Below are 19,276 nucleotides of genomic sequence, written 5' to 3' on the forward strand. Positions count from 1 at the left end.
AAAATTATTGGATAGAATCTGAACCATATAAGGCATATAAGATTTCTATCTCTTATTTATACATTCTGAAAAAAATCGGCACATTATACTTAGTCGGAAAAAACTGTAATTATTCACTTTACCCCTGCAATCCAAAGTTTGGTTATTCTTCCCGAATGATTGATTGCAGAGTATTTTAAAAGAAAAAAATAATCTGTCCCCTGATTTCGGGGTGCAAAGATAAGCATAAAAAGTCGCTGGGGAGTTTAACCTTTGTTAAATATACAATAGATCGTTAGATTTTTAGAAGCTGGAGGTTAGAGGTTGGAGGCAGGACTATTGTATACAATGATATTTTGAATTTTAACAAAAGCACCTCTTTTAAACATAAAGAACTAACTGAAAGTTTTTTTTGCAAAAGTTTAACGGACTATTTATGATTGAAAAACTAACGATTAATCAGGATGGAAAAACAAGCACGTCCAAATGCTGTGAATTTAGTAAAATGGACTAAATTTGCGTAAACTGTACATTCTACGGATTTTAACCCAAATTGAGCGATTCCGCTCAACGATTAAGCAAATGCAAGGCTTTCACAAAAAAAAAATGGTGAAAGCCAACATTTTCTAAATCGGGGTTAACTCTAAGTAAAGCGATACTTCGCTGAACTCCTATCGCTCAACTTAGGTTAAAAAAGAATTTTCATCTATTCTTCGGAATTATTTCATTGAATTTTAATGAAATAAGTAAAGTTTTTCGTGAGAATAAAAAAAAACCATAATCCCGAATAAATCAATACAAATGATAAAAGATACAGCATTGGTACTGGAAGGCGGAGGCTTTCGCGGAATATTCACTGCAGGCATACTGGAGGTTTTTATGGAAAACAACCTCTATTTCGAATCAGTTTACGGAGTATCTGCAGGAGCAACATATGCTGCTTCTTATATTTCCCGGCAACCAGGTCGAAATTTGGAAGTCAATGAGTTGATTAACGACAAAAGGTATTTAAGTTTTAACAATCTATTGCAGGAGAGATCGCTTTTTTCATGGGACTTTATTCTGGAAGAAATCCCCCAAAAAATCATTCCTTTCGATTATGAAACCCTTCAGAATTCAGAAAGTCAGTTTTATGTAGGAGCCAGTAATTGCCAGACCGGTGAAGCTGAGTTTTTCTTATTAAACAAAGCTGACAAACAGGAATTTAAGACCATCCTTTCGGCAAGTTGCTCTCTGCCTCTGATTGCTCCTGTGGTAAGGTACAAAAACAAACATCTTTTAGATGGGGGACTGGTCGATTCTATTCCATTTAACAAGGCCTTAAAAAATGGACAACACAGGGCTTTGGTTATCCTCACCCAACCTGAAAACTATCAGAAAAACCCACTAAAGTTCAGGTGGTTATTTAAGTGGTATTACAGAAAATATCCAAAAGTGTATGAAACGCTTTGCAAAAGAGCAGAAAGATATAATGACTCCCTTCAGCAACTAAAAAAATTGGAAAAAGAAGGTACTGTGTTTGTAATCCGACCAGAAAAACCCCTTGAAATTAAAAGAATTGAAAACAACCCGATAAAAACCAGGAAAATATTTGAAGATGGTGTAAATACAGCTAAACGAAACCTGCCCAGGCTATACCAATGGATTAATGCGGGCAGTTAAAAATAATACCAAGTCTGGATTAATTCCGGTTCCTGAAATATCGGGACTAATCCAGCTTTTCTCCGAAAAAAGCATCCACGGCCTGATAAACCCCTTCCACATCTCCTGACCGCAAATCACACCCGATAACGTGATTTCCGGCATCAGGAAAAGCCATTTTTTGCTTCAGACTGTCAGCAGTCCCCAATTGGTGGTACATATCCAACATGGCTTGTATGCTAACAACCGAATCCTGATGAACCTCATCTTTGTAATAATAGAGAAGCAAAACCGGCTGGGTCACTTTGTTAAAAACGTCAGGCACCATGGTTGTTTCAATCAGTTCCTGCAATTCTGCCACCGCTTCCAGTCCATATTCGGGATACCAGTACTTTGGATACCAGTCCCCTTTTTCATCAGAGACCATTTTGTCGCTTCCGGTAATAATCTTTGCAAGCGGCAGTCCCCAGCGGTTATTGAGAATCCAGGCATTGTCATCGTGCACCCGTACATTGGGCGAGAGTAAAATCAGTGCTTCCACATCATCGAAAAGAGAAGCCATCTTCAGTGCCAGTGTCCCTCCCGTGGACGTTCCCATCAGAATAATTTTATCCCCCAGTGCTCTGGCAATAGAAAGACTCTCCAGAGTGCTGTTCCATAACCGCTGCACAGAAAATTGGTCGAAATTTACATCGTTAGAAAGACCGTGGTCGGAAAGTCGGGTTAACAGAAGATTGTATCCATACTTCTGAGCTATACGCCGGTGCACAGGTGCACCCTCTCTGTGACTTGCACCAAATCCATGCAAATAGACAATAACATATTCCGTAGCACTTTTAAGGCTATCATCTGCCCAAATAATACGGGCTTCATTATCCGGTTTAACAGGGTAGTTCGCCTCATGCCTTTTTAAAAGACTATCAGCCACTACCGGAGACGAAGGTGTTTCAGGCACATCCGTATGGTAATTGGGTATTTCGGGTTGCGGTCCCACATACCATGTCACCAAAAAAATGGGAATCAGAAACCACCAGAATGTTTTTTTAACTGAAGTCTTCATAAGGGCATTCATTTTAAGTGAGTCTCTATCATTTGACCGGATATCCCTTCTTCAACAAAAACGGCCTGCACTCCCAGCGAACCAACATCATGAATGTTTCTCATCTCGTCATCGAAAAACACCATATTAGAAAACGGAATGCCTGTCTGTTGCTGAAGGTTATTAAAATGGGCGATTTTGCTACCGGGAAATATCTCCTTGTATTCAAAAAAATGATCGATTTCAAATAGTTTTAAAAGTTGCACAGCCCATGATGGCTCCCCGGTTCTTGAAGCCAGTGCCATTGTATAATTGTTCGACTTTAGTCGATTCAATATCCTGAGAACATCGGGATACAAAACAATTTGGCTTCCGAAAGAGTCTTCCACATGACTATTAACCCTTCGGAATGGCGGATTGGTATGGTCGCACCAGGTGCCTCCTGCATTCCAGAGGGTGAAGTCCAAATCAAAGACAAATAGTTTTTGCATTCAGCAAAATTAGAAAAAAGTAAGGGAAAAAATTGGTCAAAAAAAACCGAAGTGATTTCCAATTCACTCCGGTTTTTTATATCACTAATATCCGATAAAATTCACTTTTCTCAGATACTTTAGTGTTGTTGTTAATAGAGTCAGAACTAATTTGGAGCCATCGCTTCAACTTCTAATATCCCCGCCCAAACTTCTGCCTTCTGCCTCTCAACTATCAAACTAAGCTCCTTACAACAGTCCCCGATGCTTCAACATCGGCTCAATGTCAGGTTCGCTTCCCCGGAACTCCAGAAACATCTTATTGAAGTCTTCCGTATTTCCGCGTGAGAGAATCAACTCTCTGAAACGCTGACCGTTTTCGCGGGTTAGCCCACCATTTTCCTCAAACCAGGCATAAGCATCGTTGTCAAGCATTTCGGCCCACAAATAAGCATAGTAACTGGCCGCGTAACCATGTCCCCAAAGGTGAAGGAAATAGCTGGAACGATAACGGGGGGGAATCTGCTCCAAATTGAGGTTGATGTTATCCAGTGCCTGCTTCTCGAAAGCATCCACATCATCAATTTTGTGGTCGGGAGAGATGATGTGCCACTGCATATCCAGTCCGGCAGCTGCCAGCACCTCGGCAAGGGCATATCCCTGATTAAATTTAGAAGCTTTCACCACTTTATCGACCAACTCTTTTGGCATAGGCTCACCGGTTTCGTAATGCACCGCATAGTTGTTGAATACTTCGGGATACAAAGCCCAGTGCTCATTAATTTGAGATGGCAACTCTACAAAATCACGGGCTACGTTAGTTCCCGCAAGACTGGGATAAGTCTGCTCTGCCAGCAGACCGTGCAGGGCGTGTCCAAACTCATGGAACATGGTGGTGACATCATCATAACTGATAAGCGCAGGCTCTCCTTCGGCAGGTTTCTTAAAGTTGCAGACATTGTATATTACCGGCTTGTGACCAAGTAATTTTGACTGCCCCACAATTTCACTCATCCAGGCACCACCCGATTTATTGTCGCGTTTATAGAAATCGGTATAAAAAAGTCCGATGGCACTGCCATCTTCATTGAACAACTCGAACACGCGCATGTCGTCACTGTAAACAGGAATATCGTGACGCTCCTCGAAACGGATGCCATACAGCTTCGACGCAGTATAAAACACACCGTTTTCCAACACGCTGTTCATTTCGAAATAGGGCTTGATTTCACTCTCATCGAGGTCGTATTTGGCTTTCCGCACCATTTCGGAATAGTAGTTCCAGTCCCATGGCTTCAGCTCAAAACCGCCACCCTTTTGATCAATCACCTTCTGAATCTCTTCAGCCTCTTTTTCGGCCTTTGCCACAGTGGCAGGAACCAACTCAACCATAAAATTGTTGGCCGCTTCAGGCGTTTTTGCCATCTGGTCTTTGAGATTCCACTCAGCATAATTTTCAAACCCCATCAGTTGTGCCTGCTCAGCACGAATCAGAGCAATTCGCTTAATGATGTCACGGGTATCGTTCTCATCGCCTCGCTGCGCCCGCAAAAGAGAATGCTCAAAAAGCTTTCGGCGGGTCTCGCGGTTGTGAAGCGAAGCCAGCATCGGATGTTGCGTGGTATTGTGCAACGGTACTACATAAACCGTTTTGCCATCCTCCTCCTGTTTCAGAGCATCAATTTCACTGTCCGACAAACCATCGAGCATAGCCTTGTCTTCAACTTTTAATGCACCTTTTTTTGCGGCTGCCAATAATCGATTGGCATACTGAGCGCTGAGCAAAGCCTCTTCCTCATTAAGCTTACGCATCTTCTCCTTGGCATCAGGAGACAAATTGGCCCCTGCCAGCTCAAACTTCTGGTAGTAAACCTCCACCAACCGGTTCGATTCAGCATCAAGATTCAGTTCATCCAGTTGATTGTAAACCGTTTTGACGCGTTCAAAAAGTTTATCGTTCAGGTAAATAGCATTATTCAAACCGGCCATTTTAGGAGCCATCTCCTCCTCCACCGCCTGTAGTTCAGGATTGGTATTGGCTCCGGTCAGCATACCAAAAACCCCGTAAACACGGTTTAACGTCTGCCCGCTCTTCTCAAGTGCCACCAAAGTATTTTCAAACGTTGGCTCTTCATCGCTATTGGCAATGGCTTCAATTTCTGCCAGTTTTTCATTGATTCCGGCTTCCAGGGCCGGTTTAAAATCACTGTCTTTAATTGCCCCAAAATCGGGCGCCCCATAGGGCAACGTACTCTCTTTCATTAACGGATTATTTTTCAAAGCCTCATCCTCCTGATGAGCACTTTTGCCATTGCCACAGGCCGACATAATCGTTGCCAGTGCAATTGCTGTGATAAAATTTCGGTTCATTTTTTATTGGATTAAATTTTTGGATATTTCTTCATTTCATGCGAAACAATACCATCCCAAAGAATGAAACGCCGCACAAGAACATCACAACGAAAGTAGGATTTTTTTTTGAGTTGCATGAAGATGACAATGGAACATCCTTTCATTATCAAAACCATTTACCCGTATAAATGTTTCCTCTTTAAAAAATTGAAAACACTAATCATAGGACAAGGGCTGGCCGGAACAATATTGGCTTTTAAACTTCTTCAAAAAGGGTACTCCATTACGGTTATCGATGACAACAATCAGCAAAAGGCTTCACTTAAAGCCGGGGGAATGGTTAATCCGATTGTTTTCAGACGAATGACAAAATCATGGTTGATTGATGGTTTGTATCCTGATTTTTTGCAAACCACTCACGAATTAGAAAAGTTTTTAGGTCACCAATTCTTCTACCCAACACCGATACAAAGAATTTTAGGAGCCGGCGAAGAACTCTTTTGGACCAGAAAATACACCGAAAACGGATTAGAGAAGTATATTGATCCCCGGATCTCTCATACCCCCATTTCACCTTACATAGAAAGCCCTTATGGATATGGGACAGTTCATAATGGCGGCTGGTATGATATACAATCTTTAGTTTCGAGTTTCAGGCAATATCTGGAAACAAATGGATTACTCATTCATAAAAATATTGATATCAGCAAAGACCTAAAGACAGATAGTAACGAAGTTCGCTTCAATAACCAGACTTATCAAAAAGTTATTTTGTGCCAGGGGAGTTTTAGCAGTAACCAGCAACCATTTAACCAGATAAAATATAAACATACAAAAGGTGAAATACTGACCATTAACAGTCCGGTTTTCAACCACAAAGAAATCATCACCAAGAATCTCTTTATTTTGCCCATACATAACCAAAAATATAAAGTAGGTTCAACTTATGCATGGGAATACACCGATACGAACATCACAAATGAGGCGAAAAACGAAATAATTAAGAAACTTAAGAAGATTGGTCGTTTCCCCTATTCAATCATTAATCAGGAAGCCGGCATCAGGCCCACCACGCATGACAGACGACCAGTTATTGGATTTCTTAAAAACCAGCCAAACATTGGGATATTGAACGGCCTTGGCTCGAAAGGATTGCTTCTGGCTCCCTGGTCTGCCAATCAACTGATACAAAAAATGGAGAACAACAACTTTCAGATTCACCCGGAAGTTGATGTTGAAAGATATTACAAGGGGAAATAGGAGTTACGATTTTGGTGGTTTTTTTTGCTGACTGACAATGACGAATATCGGCTTACCGACTTGTGGGGTGCGAGATTTTCCCAGCTGTCCGAAAAACTTTTTCTCTAATAGATTCTGCAACAAAATTGTTTAATGACATTTTATTCTCCATTGCAAGTAAAGCTGCTTTCTGATGAAGCTCGGCTGAAATCCGCACATTAAAACTGCCTTTAAAAGGCTTTTCAGGTGTAACTCCTTCTTCCTCACAGTCAGACAAATAGGCATCGACAACTTCTTTAAAACCAGCTTCCAATTCACTGCCTGTTTTACCTTCATAAGATATCAGGCCATTGATACCAAGAACTTTTCCATACAACAAATCATCTTCTTTGCTGTATTCAATACTGCCTGTATATCCTTTATATTCTAAATTTTTCATAATCCTAACATCTCTTTTACTTGTTTCAACTGATACTGCTTCATAATCCCCGATGGATGGGGCTTATGAAGCATTATGGGCAATCCATCTGGATTCATAAACTTAACCCGGGAGCCCGAAGTTTTCCCTTTCCTAACTTCTCTAAATTCAAAATAGCCTAAAAGCTTGACCCTTTCATCATAATGAAAATCAGATGGCATAGTCAAAAAACGGGCTATTAACTTTTCTCTTTTAGACACAACACAAATGCAACTATATTTAGTTGCAAAATAAACAGTTTTTATTTTAAAGGATGATATATCTCCAGTTCTTTCTGTAAGTCCTCCAGAGTGTCCATTCTATAGCGTTCGGTGCTGCTTACGTATTTGTGGCCGGCCATGTATTGCACTTCTCTCAGGTTGTAATGTTTGAGCCAGCCCCCGCTCGGCGAAGTCTGTGACTTCGTCGTTTTACTCCTGTAGTCTCCGGACTACCTTTTTAAACAGTCTTTACAGGCAAACTCAAGACATCTACCTCCAAATAATTGCTTAACTCTGCGTAGTTTCGAGCAGATGAATATAAATAATCTTCAGGATTTTGAACAATTCTTGAGCGTACCGGATTGTTATGGATATAATCAATTTTCTGTGCTATAAAATCGTTAGAATATAACAATATGGCATGATTCTCATGAGTCCAAACCTGATAAGAGTTATTTCGCTTGTGTTGTGAAGCTGCTCGTAGAAATAAAGCGAGCAACCAGTCACGTCTGCTTTCGGTCGGTAAGTTTATAGCTTCAACAATTTTCTTACTTGTATATTTTTTGATATCCCTAATGCAGGCACTTAATTTTCCTTCGCTACTATTGGCAACCAGATGCACATGATTGGACATTATTACATAGGCAAATAATTGAAGGCCTTTGTTTTTCATTGCATAGTCCAAAGCTATCCAATACGATATCCCGATAAATATCCCGTGAGAAAATATCAATCCAATTTATAACCTGAAAAGTCAGGAAGTACAATCCTTTCTGATCTTTGATTTGATAACCGGTGGACATGGTGTAAAAATTTTTACCTTTAAAGATAGAAAATATTCGCTGTTTTATGACAAGATCAATCGCAACGTTCTTCGTTGTAGTTAAAAACTACAACGGTTTAAACGACGAAGTTGCAAACTTCGCCGAGCGAGGGGATTATAAAACTCAGCAGTCGTATAAAACTATTTGATTTCAAAAGTATACAAGTAAACCCCATCACTACACTTAACAAGGGCTGTGGTTTTATTTCCTTCGCCCTGTTCGGCAAAAATAAATTCAGGGTTGCAAAATTCGTATCCTAAACAACTAGTACAAAATTCATTATCAGACCATAAATAGCCTGCAAGTTTTCCGGTATTCTTATTGTAGACAAAAACTTCGGGGTCATCTTCTCCATATAGGTAACCAATCAAATAATCTCCAACTATCCCGACAAACCAAACATCACTGCTGTTATTCCATATTATTTTTCCTGTATTTTTATCAATAGCACATTGGTTGGAGGTGTAGATTCTGGATTCATCTATAAAGAACTTATTAAAATCGCCTTTTACCCTCCAAATAGCTTCACCTTTTTGAAGGTCTATGGCTATCAACTCATTTCCATTTGTTTTTAAGTATAAGTGCTCCTCATCTTCTTTTACTTCCGAGATGCTTATCGGATTTGAAGAACTTAGCTTAAAAAGTTCCTTCCCGGTCTTATTATCTATGATAAGATTGCCTACTATGCTCACCTGGTTTGCCGGATGAACAGATATATAATCTTTTTGTTTCTTCCAAAGCGTATCACCTGTTGCTGCATCAACCGAAACTAAATAATTAACTATTTTAGAAGGGTGTTCTCCAAACATAGATTTATAAATATCATTAACAGTATATTCCTTTTTTGAATACTTATTTACAATATACTCGAAGTGATATAGATTGTTTTCGTTCGTAATCTCATTAACAGATTCTAAGTCATAAACACTTCTCTTATTATTCAAATTAATATAAATACTCCCTTTGGCGATTGTTGGAGATTGATAAACTGGAATATAATCAACCGCATAAGAGGTTTTACTGTTACCCTTAACTTTTATAATATCATTAAAGCTTAACATACCGTCAGGTACTGGAGCTTCCATTTGACCTTCTGGTAATTTTAAAATTTCTGTCTTATCAATGTCGATAATTGAATGCGACTGACAAAAACCGTGATAGCTAAAAAACAATAACAACAGGCTACACAGCCCTATTATTCGTATTTTATATTTATTAATAATCATAATCACCTCCATTTTTATTTTTAAATGAGTTTAGGTAGTCTTTGATATCCTGCATTTCAACACCATGTATTGCTGTTTGATATGGTCTATCAGCATTACCTGCTTGTTTTCGCAATTCAAAATGCATAATATCTTTTGTGCTGTAATAACTTCCGCCCCACATTAATCTCATTTCTACATTGTTCAACGTAATCTTAGTTTGTATTATAGCTTTTACCATAGATCCATCAAGACTACAAAAACCATTTTCAAAGAGTGTGCCGCCCATATAGCTATTTCTTCCATCGGTCTCATCTTTCAATTTTTGTGGGAAACCTTCAATTTCAGTACCGAATATATTCTTTTTCTCATTGAATTTGGTTACAAACTGTGTTAAGTGGCTTTGATAACCCGAACTAAATGAAATAGAAGATAGATTGTTTTTTAATGTATTTATTCCGTCATTCCATGCAGTGCCCGAAGTTGTTGGCAATTCTGCAATGCTCTCTAAATAAGTGATAATTAAATTGGATTTTGTTTAATAATCGGTGATAAAGGAATATAGTTGTGTATAATTTTTGCCCATATCATAATTAATAAACAATCCCCCTTTTGAAGCATCAAATAATAGTTTTAGTTCATCTAATCCCGTTTTATACAGTTCAAAGAAATTGCTTGTAGCTTCAATATCATTTAGTAGACTCTGTTTTTGTGCTTCAAGTTCACTCTGTAAGATATTTGTATTGCTTACAATAAAGCCTCCAATTGTAGATGATGCACCTGAAACTAAATTGTTAAATTCGGTTGATTTATCAGCATTTATTAAACTGATTTTCTCTGAGTAATCTGCAATGTTTTTATATACAGTTTTTAACCCCTCTATATCGCTAATATCAAAATCATTACCTTCTATTCTTTCCAGAAAATCATCGCTTGCTTGTTTTATTTCATCTGCACCATTGCCAGAGAATACGCTATATGTTTTATTTCGCATTTTCTTTCCTGTTACAATCTGGATTAATTTATCTTGTTGCACATTTTCACTTCCCAGCCATGGGTTTTTATCCTTGTCAAAATCAAATGCAAAGCCAGTTCCGTGGTCACTAATGCTACTGCCAACAGAACTCATTCTTGCGTAATCCTGGATAAATGGAGCAAGTGAACAGTAATTATTAAATGTACTTGAGTTTTGAGACCATTTCTTACCCCTTCCTAACTCTTCTTCAAGTTTCCTTAAGAAGTATAAAAAACGGATATTAATTGAGGGTATTTCCTGTCCTAAAAAATCCCCTCTTACAAGATGCTCATTTAAATACTCTAAAGGACTTGTTTCTGTGGTGTTTACACCTAATGCTTCTAATCGTGTTTTATATTGTTCTTTTCGAGCTTTGTACCTATCCTCTGTTACATGCTGCATGTCTTCTTTATGCTCAAAGCTTTCATAATCCTTTTTCCATTTTAACACAGCCCATTCATTTTCTTTCTCTGATGCTAATTTAAAATCTACATCCTTTGTAAAAAGCCACTCTACAACATTTCCAAGAGAATAATCATATTTTATTGTTACACCTATCTTTATTGTAAATTCTGTCAGATCCTCTATTTCTGTTTCAGTCTCGCCATTATTTGATTTGCCGTTCCATTTAAAAGTATTTTTATTTTTCAATGGTAAATCTGAAGTATAAACTGTTTCTTCGTCTTTTATTATCCATAAAAATGCTTTCGTGACATCTTTATGTTCTTTCGCAATATCCTCTAGTTTGGCAATACTATATTCAATGCTTAAATCTTTCTTTCCAGGTTCAAAGTCATCATTTAACCCGTCATAAGTAATTGCAAGTTCCGTTCCTTCATCAACTAACGCCCCCTCACTCTCATCCTGCCCCCAAGCCAACACCACAAATTCCGGGTCATGAATTAAGTCCCATTGGTATTTCCACAGCTCTGTACCTTGTTCGGGAACTCCGTAATCCATCAGGTTATCGGTGGAACCCTTGGTCAGCTGACAGGTACTTTCCGGGCTAAAGGGATGACGTAGGTTAAAGGCACTCCCGAAACCAATCGGGATTGTTCACACTAACCTTCTGCCGCGTACCTTACAGAAGCTAAGTGTACACGAACATGGGCCAGCTCGTGAGCCAGAATTTCATAATTTTTCCGGTAATCTTCTCCAAAATTAAAAATAAATCCGTAATCTCCTGCCACAGGCATAAAACCAGCTTTGTCGGGGTTGGGATGATTGATAAAGAAAAGAAATTCCCTGTTTTTGTCGATTCTCCAGATTTAATTACAGACATGACTTCCAGGTAAATACACCCTTAAAACAAATAAAAAATATATTTCGGACAAATTTGTCTTGATTTTTAAATTAATTGTGCTTTTATTTGTATTGTAATCAAATCAAAGAAATAAAATTAAAAATATGGGACAACAAAACGAGCAAAGCATCGCACAGGGATACACTTATGCAGGAAAGGCAGCAGAACATCCATGTTCATGCGGAGGAAGTTGCGGCTGCAAAACCGACGATTCGCATGAGTGCAGTTGTGGCGGTGAATGTGACTGTAAGTAAACGATTTCTATCTTTGGGTTTTTGAAGGAAGTGAAGTTGCCTGAAGAGAAGCCCCGGCAGGAAAAGTTCTGCCGGGGCTTTTGCTTTTAAGTCCCCTCAAATCTCCCCAAGGCGGATTTTATGGGTTTTTAGTTCTGGGTTTTGACTTGTTCCAAGAGCTAACTTCCATGAGCTAATAACATATGCCCCTTATTGCCGTTCTCTCCATGCACTATGTTCTTTGCTCCTTACCCCATGCACGATCTTACTCATACTCCTCCACAATACCACCGGTTATGCGCACCAGGTCGGTATGTGTATCAACAAGATTGAGTACCGAACGGTAATAATTGATAGAAGTCTGAAGATACCCCATTTGAACATCGCGGAAATTGAAAGAGTTTATTGCTCCGACACGGAATTTTTCTTCCGACAACTGCATGTTTACGCGGGCTGTTTCTATATTTTCCCTGCCTACCTCAACCAACTCCTTACGAACCTGATAAGTATCAAAAAGATTGAGCAACTGGTTCTTTAACCTGTGCTTCATCTGTTCAAGGTTGGTCTGCCCGATGGCCTCTTCCATTCGGGCGATTTGAATATTCCGGTTGATGCGGTCGCCATCAAACAGGGTGAAGCTCAGCGAAAAGTTGGCATAGTAAGAAAAATAACCATCCGAAGACCCGGGAATATTACCGGCATTGTTTAGTGATTCGGGATAAACATTATGCCCCGCTCCTGCTGTAGCATTTAATGACGGATAACGGGAGCGCTGCTCCAGCACCCGTTGTTTTTCCAACAAAGTCAGGTTCAGATATTGATTCTGAATGCTTCGGTTACTGTTACCCAGCTGGGCCATCAACTCATCAAGGGCAAATTCTCCGCCTTCAAATTCCAACTCTCCGGCCAGTTTAAGGGCAGTACCTTCATCCATTCCTGCGAGATACTTCAATTCACGAATGGTACTGACCACAGCCACTTCCTGTTCCAGGTAAGCCGTCTTATCGGTCAGATATGCAGTTCGTGCCTGCAGTATTTCATAGCTTGTCGCGGCTCCCAGTTCTTGTCGGTATTCCATATAATGAAGCCGGTCTTCCGACAATAGCATCACTTCATTCAGAAGATCCAATTGCTCTTTGGCCATGAGGGCCCGATAATAGGCCATCACGACTGCCTGAATGGTATTTTCCACCACCAGTGCAAGATTACCGCCCGACAATTGCTCCAGCGTCTCTAATCGGTCTTTTCTTACGTGTGCTGAGAACCCTTTGAACAACAACCAGTTGAGCCGTACCCCATTTTGCAGACTTCCGGTTTGATTGTCGCTATCGTACCGGTCATTAAAACTGTTGTTCAGACTACTCTCCCACATCAAAGAAGGCAACATACCTGCGTTCCCGATGGTGTTGCTCAATTCTGAGATTTCAAGATCAGTGCGACTAACCCTGATATCGTAATTTTTTTGCAAGGATTCGGAAATCAGTTGCTCCAAAGTATAGCTGTTACTTTCTTCCTGTGCCACGGTGGACAAGGTAAAAAGAAAAGTAATTATCAAATATGTGGTGATTTTTTTCACAGGTTTTCTGTTTTTATAAATTCTTTTTTTTGAGGCTGTCTTAAAAGCTCCCATCGTTGTTGTTTTGCAAATATTTAAGACCTTTCAGGCTATTAATATTGAGATCATTCACTGCGTTCAGAATGACAAGAACATTAAATTTCTAACCTTCGGCTTGTTATCCGGTTGGTGCGAATTAACACTCAGTTTCGCTGCATTGCTCGCGAATAATCCGCACCTCTGGATTCTGCACCTCTTAATCTAAAGAACGATTTTTCAAAACATTAACTTTCTCCACCTCTTCGGGAGAAGGACGACGACCGTTTATCAGCCACTTCAGCAGGACTCTGATATCATTAAGAGCCATGATAACCACAGGAAAAAACATCAGAATAAACGCTGTACCGAACAAAATACCATAAGCCAGGGCCATTGCCATGGGAATCAGGAACTGCGCTTGCCGGCTGGTTTCCAAGATAATGGGATACAACCCGAGGGTTGTGGTAAGCGTTGTAAGTACAATGGGTCTAAACCTGGCCAATCCTGCTTCAAAGGCAGCATCTTTCACCGAAAATCCCTCCTCAAGTAACTGGTTGTATTTTTGGAGAAAAACCACTGCATCGTTAACAATTACGCCAGAGAGTGCCACCATTCCCCAAACACTCAACATCGACAACGGAATGCCATGGATTGCATGTCCCCAGGCAGCCCCCATCCATCCCAGTGGTATCATCATTAGAACAACAGCCCCCTGTCCGAATGATCGGAAATGAAACATAATTACAATCATAATAATTCCAAATGCCGGAAGGAAATATTTCATGATTTCGTTTTGTGACTCTGATGCATACTTTTGTTGTCCCTGATAAAAATAACTAATTCCGGGATACCTGGACTGAATCTTCGGCATTATCTCATTGCTCACTCTCTCCAGAATGGGAGGAACCGGTTCGTAAGGGTCAATAAGATCCGCATCAATGCGCATTTCACGTTTCCCGTTAAAGCGCTGAATGGCCACCGGCCCACGTTCCAGCGTGTAAGTAACCAACTCGGTCAAAGGATATTCTCCCTGGGGCGTCTTAATCTTCATATCTTCCAGCTGCCCAATTTGCTCTCTATCCCCGGGAGGATAACGCACCCATACTCTGATTTCATCTTTTCCCTGCTGTAATCGTTGCGACTGGGCGCCAAAAAATGCATTTCGCACCTGATTCATAATGGTAAACATATCCAGTCCCAGATAATAAGCTTTAGGCTTTAATTTTATTCGCACCTCCTGAGCACCGGGAGCCTCATTGTCAACCACATCAGTAAGTTCGGGTATATCCTGAAGCTCTTCCAGCAGAAAGTCCCGTGCATGATCCAACTCCTCAAGGTTATCCCCCATCAGGCTGATAGAAACTGGCTCGCCCCAGCGATTCCGTCCTGCAACGGAAAATTTGTCAGCAGCAGGTACTTCGCCAATATATTTTCTGACTCTGGTAGCAATATCAAATGCAGAGATTTCGCTGCCCTCGAGATTTCGAAGGTTAACGGCAATATGCCCGGCGTGTGAACCCGATTCATCTCCATCAAAAGAATTGCCCATCACCAGGTAGGTGTAATTTACAAAGTTGGTCGTATCGTTGTACTCCTCTTTCAGTGTATCATTTACTTCCCACACGGCCTTTTCAAAATCCATCAGATACTCGTACGTCTGTTTCTCTCCTTCACCGGGCGTAAAGGCTACATTAACATTAAAACTGTCGGGGGGAATATTTGGAAAAAAGGTTGAAGAGATAAAACCTCCTCCAAACAACCCTATGGTAATCAACAGTAAAGTGAGTGGTACGGCAAGAGCAATATGCCGGTGACGAAGAATAAAAGCGAGCGAACGACCATACAAACGATTCCGCATCCAGAGGATATATCGCTCCAGACGGTCGCGAAAACGATTCCCGAAATTGACGGCCTCTTTCTTGCGTTGCAAAATATGCGGAGACCCGATATGAGCGGGCAAAACCAGCGCGGCTTCAATCAATGAAAAAGCAAGGCTGGCAACCACCACAAAAGCCATTTCACCCATCATTTCCATATTTCCCTCAATCAACATTAGCGGGACAAACGCAATGATGGTGGTAGTTACCGATGTAATAACTGCAGGTAGGACTTCCATGGTACCATCAACAGCCGCTCTTCGGGGAGACTTCCCTTTCTCAAAATGAGAGAAAATATTCTCTGCCACCACAATTCCATCATCTACCAGAATTCCCACCACCAGAATCATCCCGAAAAGTGAAATCATATTGATGGTAACCCCATACATTCCGGCCACAAGAAACATCCCAAGGAATGAGGAGGGAATTCCCCAGGCCACCCACATAGAGAGTCTGAAACTCAGAAAGATTGCCAGTATAATAATAACCAGCAACAAACCGAAGCCACCATTTTTATACAACAAATGAAGTCTGGAGTTCAGCAGATCGAGGAAATCAAAGGTAGCAATCAACTCGGCGTCGTCATGCTTCCTGTTGAACTCCTCCGCGTAGTTGTTGACAAAAACGGAAATGGCTTCCAAATCTTCGGTAATCAGCTTATCCACTGACAAATACAACGCCCGATTTCCATTCAGCCAGGCGCCACTTGGGGTTTCAGAAAACTGCAGGAATACTTTCCCCAGATCACGAATCCGTATAAGCCTTCCATTGGGATCGGCAGTTACCACATAATCGGCTATCTCATCCGGATCAACCGTTCTTGATCGGGATCGGATGATAAGGTATTGTTCGTCGCTGCGCAACTGACCACCCGATACGTCCCTGTTATTACGTGAAATAGCATTGCTGATATCAGTATGTGTGAGGCCGTATCGCAACAGCACCTCTTCCTTTACCTCCACAGCAATTTCAAGAGACGGATAACCGCCAATATTTATCTGACTCATCAGACCACTGGCCAAGAAATCATCTTCAATTCTCTGGGCAAGTGTTTTGAGCCGCAACATATCGGCTTCCCCATACAATCCCAATCGGATGGCTGGAGTGGTGGAGCGTCGTTTATATACGATCGGCCGCTCTGCATCCACCGGCATACTGGAAATCCCATCCACGGCGTTTTTCACCTCCTGAAGCACTTCATCGATGTCGTATTCCCCCGTAGTTTCGATGCTTACGCTGGTGAAATTTTCGCGTGAAGTGGAATTAATTTCTTTTATCCCAACCAATCCTCTGATGGCCTGCTCGATACGCACCGTAATGCCTTCTTCCATCTGTTTGGGACTGGCTCCAGGATAGGAAACCGTTACATAAATATTGCGGGTCTCCCGTTCTGGAAAGAACGACTTTTTTAATTGTAAAAATCCAAAAATCCCTGATGCAACAATAACTACAATAAACAGGTTGGCATAAAAAGGATATCGAACAAATGTTTCTATCAGTCTGCGCATAACTCTTTTTATCGAAGGATTTTATAGATAGGATTACCTGTAACGTTCAACAGTGGTTCAACAACCAGTTCTTCTCCCTCATTCAGGCCTCTTAAAAAAAGCGTCTGATCATTGCGCTTCACAACTTCAATGGGCTTTTCAATCAGTCTCATTTCTTCAAGAACATACACATGATTATTATTGAACACCGCATTTCTAGGCATCTCCATCACTTCTTCTATCTTACTTCCATACAAGTGAGCCGTCAGGTACATCCCGTCGTATAGCCCGGGGTTTCCGGGTACAGAAACAAAAACACTGACTGCCTGCGATGAAGGGTTAACCACTGAACCAATACGTTTCACTTCACCTTGCCAGGATTCGGAAGAAGTCTCATTCTTAACCAAAACGGAATCGCCGAGAGAAAGAAATCTGACTTCCTCCATAACAACAGGTACCTCAAGTTCGTAAATATCGGTGCGAACAATGGTTGCCAGCTGGCTACCCGGGTTAACAACCACTCCGGGATCCTGCATGATGTTATTAAATGCACCGTTAAACGGAGCTCTGATTTGATATTTTTCCAGCCTGGCCTCATCGGCAAGAATAGAATAATAATCACTAATAATATTGCGTGAAGCCAGAAAGATACGCTCTTTTGAAGATTCCGGTTTAGGCATTTCCGGTAAGGGTTTATCAATGTCTATGTTTTCGAAAAACTGCTCCCACTGGTTGAACGCTTCCGGATAATCCATCCTCAAATCGGGAAGGATAATCGCCAGACTCTGCAGGAAACGACTTTTCCGGGCCTTAAGCCCCAGGGGGAATTCTGGGTTGACTACTTCTGCAAGTATCTGCCCCTTACGAAATTTTTGACCGTTACGAAAAGGAACATCCCCTTCAAGCAAGCGTCCGGAAACTTCGGAGCTTACCACCACTTCACTAAAAGCATGTAATCGGCCGGATGATGAAACTGCCGCCTGCAGATTTCTATATTTAACCGTTTCGGCTTTCACATAGACATCAACCTGAGGTTTAGGGGTTGGTTTAGGCTCTTTCTTTAACGAAAACAACAAAAACATTGCAACAACGCCTACTAAAATAATTCCGGCTGCTATCCCAAATATCCAAAATCTTCTTTTCATTTTCTTTTTTATCTCAAATACTCCGTTAAACTTCTACAAACAGGTGATAATTAATTCATTAAAAAACAAGGCGGACAAACCACAACTCACTCATAATAAAACTTTACGTCATTGTGCCTCTGTATTTATTTTTTTTTAACAAACTATAATATCTCTAAACTGACTAATTATTCACAGTTACAATAGACCTTTAAAAACCAAAATCGTTTAATTTGTTTCCCTCAGAAATGTTCAAAAGGAATTTCATCACTTAAACTCTGATCCCTATTATGGTTTTGTTTTAAGAAACAACGCCTCATTAAACCTGGCTCTATTTTAATTATGCGTTGATAAATTATTTCACTCACTGACAGGATATTAATACAATAATCCATAGAAATCTTTAATTTTCCCTGAGATTACTTCTCCCGATTTCGTGCCTCATCGGGATCGCAATGACGGGTTTTTATTGGTGTTGTAGTTAATGATTAAATGCCTTTCATTGCGAACGCAGTGAAGCAATCTCTGTTTTTTAACCGGACACAAGTGTCAAACCAATTGTCCGAAATTTTTATTCTAAATTGAATTAACCCTCAGCTTTACGGCTCTACTGGTTCCACAAATTAGTACCAGCTCATTTTTATTTCTCAAATGATGTACCCGCTATTTTAAACTACAGCCTTAAACTTATGCAAACGACTGACCATAAGCCATTTGCAATACGAAAAGACTTGATTACAATTCTTTAATAATAAACTTTGTGCCTTTGCGTTTCAGCGTTTAGGCTTTTTTAATAGTCTATTGAATTTTATTAGCCCCAAAATTACTTTCTTTAACGCCTCAAACAACACATAGTTCAGAAATAAATTCACATGGAGTTTATCACCTCACACCTGGGGGAACTGGCAGCTTTGGTAACAGCCATCTGCTGGACAGCCACCAGTATGGCCTTCGAATCGGCCGGAAAGAAAGTTGGGTCCCTGTCGGTCAACCTCATCCGGTTGTTAATGGCGTTGGTATTGCTTGGTATTTTTACCACCATCACTCGCGGACATTTCTGGCCCGTAGCTGCAGGGATTCATGCCTGGTTTTGGCTCAGTTTATCAGGACTGGTGGGATTTGTCATTGGCGACCTCCTGCTTTTTCAGGCTTTTGTGGTCATTGGCGCCCGGGTATCTATGCTGATAATGGCGCTCACTCCCCCCCTGGCAGCACT

Annotated in this window: 17 protein-coding genes; 4 read left to right on the plus strand and 13 right to left on the minus strand. The window is 40.7% G+C overall.

Annotation, left to right across the window (positions count from 1 at the left end):
- Nucleotides 1-780: 780 nt before the first annotated feature.
- Entirely contained in the window at nt 781-1,641 is an 861-nt protein-coding gene (locus QZZ43_RS07295; protein WP_291857508.1) for a patatin family protein, read from the plus strand.
- Nucleotides 1,642-1,687: 46 nt separating this feature from the next.
- Here the strand turns inward: QZZ43_RS07295 and QZZ43_RS07300 are convergent, their stop codons facing one another.
- The 3 genes from QZZ43_RS07300 to dcp all read right to left on the minus strand — a co-directional run bounded on the left by QZZ43_RS07300 (nt 1,688) and on the right by dcp (nt 5,499).
- Nucleotides 1,688-2,680: an alpha/beta hydrolase gene (locus QZZ43_RS07300; protein ID WP_291857510.1), complete on the minus strand. Its 993-nt coding sequence runs from the start codon at nt 2,678-2,680 to the stop codon at nt 1,688-1,690.
- 8 nt (nt 2,681-2,688) lie between these two features.
- Nucleotides 2,689-3,150, minus strand: a complete 462-nt coding sequence (locus QZZ43_RS07305) for a magnesium-dependent phosphatase-1 (RefSeq protein ID WP_291857512.1) — start codon at nt 3,148-3,150, stop codon at nt 2,689-2,691.
- A gap of 228 nt (nt 3,151-3,378) precedes the next feature.
- Entirely contained in the window at nt 3,379-5,499 is a 2,121-nt protein-coding gene (gene dcp, locus QZZ43_RS07310) for a peptidyl-dipeptidase Dcp (protein WP_291857514.1), read from the minus strand.
- A gap of 189 nt (nt 5,500-5,688) precedes the next feature.
- On the opposite strand from dcp, the gene QZZ43_RS07315 reads away from it, so the two are divergent.
- Nucleotides 5,689-6,741: an FAD-binding oxidoreductase gene (locus QZZ43_RS07315; protein WP_291857515.1), complete on the plus strand. Its 1,053-nt coding sequence runs from the start codon at nt 5,689-5,691 to the stop codon at nt 6,739-6,741.
- A gap of 52 nt (nt 6,742-6,793) precedes the next feature.
- Here QZZ43_RS07315 and QZZ43_RS07320 read toward each other — a convergent pair whose 3' ends face one another.
- From QZZ43_RS07320 to QZZ43_RS07350, 7 genes are all read right to left on the minus strand, one after another.
- Nucleotides 6,794-7,159, minus strand: coding sequence for a type II toxin-antitoxin system HicB family antitoxin (locus QZZ43_RS07320; RefSeq protein WP_291857517.1), 366 nt, complete (start codon nt 7,157-7,159; stop codon nt 6,794-6,796).
- On the minus strand, nt 7,156-7,359 hold the full coding sequence (locus QZZ43_RS07325; protein WP_291857536.1) for a type II toxin-antitoxin system HicA family toxin: 204 nt from the start codon (nt 7,357-7,359) through the stop codon (nt 7,156-7,158). Before QZZ43_RS07325 ends, QZZ43_RS07320 begins: the two co-directional genes overlap by 4 nt.
- A gap of 277 nt (nt 7,360-7,636) precedes the next feature.
- Nucleotides 7,637-8,071, minus strand: coding sequence for a transposase (locus QZZ43_RS07330; RefSeq protein WP_291857519.1), 435 nt, complete (start codon nt 8,069-8,071; stop codon nt 7,637-7,639).
- 291 nt (nt 8,072-8,362) lie between these two features.
- Nucleotides 8,363-9,448, minus strand: a complete 1,086-nt coding sequence (locus tag QZZ43_RS07335; protein WP_291857521.1) for a PQQ-binding-like beta-propeller repeat protein — start codon at nt 9,446-9,448, stop codon at nt 8,363-8,365.
- Nucleotides 9,438-9,920: a hypothetical protein gene (locus tag QZZ43_RS07340; RefSeq protein WP_291857523.1), complete on the minus strand. Its 483-nt coding sequence runs from the start codon at nt 9,918-9,920 to the stop codon at nt 9,438-9,440. The genes QZZ43_RS07335 and QZZ43_RS07340 overlap by 11 nt, the downstream gene beginning before the upstream one ends.
- A 45-nt stretch (nt 9,921-9,965) precedes the next feature.
- Complete coding sequence (locus tag QZZ43_RS07345) at nt 9,966-11,402, minus strand: hypothetical protein (RefSeq protein WP_291857525.1); 1,437 nt, start codon at nt 11,400-11,402, stop codon at nt 9,966-9,968.
- Nucleotides 11,403-11,503: 101 nt separating this feature from the next.
- On the minus strand, nt 11,504-11,638 hold the full coding sequence (locus tag QZZ43_RS07350; protein ID WP_291857527.1) for a hypothetical protein: 135 nt from the start codon (nt 11,636-11,638) through the stop codon (nt 11,504-11,506).
- A 211-nt stretch (nt 11,639-11,849) separates the two neighbouring features.
- On the opposite strand from QZZ43_RS07350, the gene QZZ43_RS07355 reads away from it, so the two are divergent.
- Nucleotides 11,850-11,999 carry a hypothetical protein gene (locus QZZ43_RS07355; RefSeq protein WP_291857528.1) on the plus strand — a complete coding sequence of 50 codons (150 nt, stop codon included), beginning with the start codon at nt 11,850-11,852 and terminating at the stop codon, nt 11,997-11,999.
- 244 nt (nt 12,000-12,243) lie between these two features.
- Here the strand turns inward: QZZ43_RS07355 and QZZ43_RS07360 are convergent, their stop codons facing one another.
- From QZZ43_RS07360 to QZZ43_RS07370, 3 genes are all read right to left on the minus strand, one after another.
- Nucleotides 12,244-13,554: a TolC family protein gene (locus tag QZZ43_RS07360; RefSeq protein ID WP_291857529.1), complete on the minus strand. Its 1,311-nt coding sequence runs from the start codon at nt 13,552-13,554 to the stop codon at nt 12,244-12,246.
- Between the two features lie 235 nt (nt 13,555-13,789).
- Nucleotides 13,790-16,957 (minus strand): efflux RND transporter permease subunit, encoded by a 3,168-nt coding sequence (locus tag QZZ43_RS07365; protein ID WP_291857530.1) that lies wholly within the window; start codon nt 16,955-16,957, stop codon nt 13,790-13,792.
- Between the two features lie 8 nt (nt 16,958-16,965).
- Entirely contained in the window at nt 16,966-18,081 is a 1,116-nt protein-coding gene (locus QZZ43_RS07370; RefSeq protein WP_291857532.1) for an HlyD family efflux transporter periplasmic adaptor subunit, read from the minus strand.
- An 851-nt stretch (nt 18,082-18,932) separates the two neighbouring features.
- On the opposite strand from QZZ43_RS07370, the gene QZZ43_RS07375 reads away from it, so the two are divergent.
- Nucleotides 18,933-19,276: EamA family transporter (locus QZZ43_RS07375; RefSeq protein ID WP_291857534.1), on the plus strand; the 344-nt coding region annotated here is incomplete at its 3' end.

Source organism: Marinilabilia sp. (assembly GCF_016278715.1).
GTDB lineage: Bacteria > Bacteroidota > Bacteroidia > Bacteroidales > Marinilabiliaceae > Marinilabilia.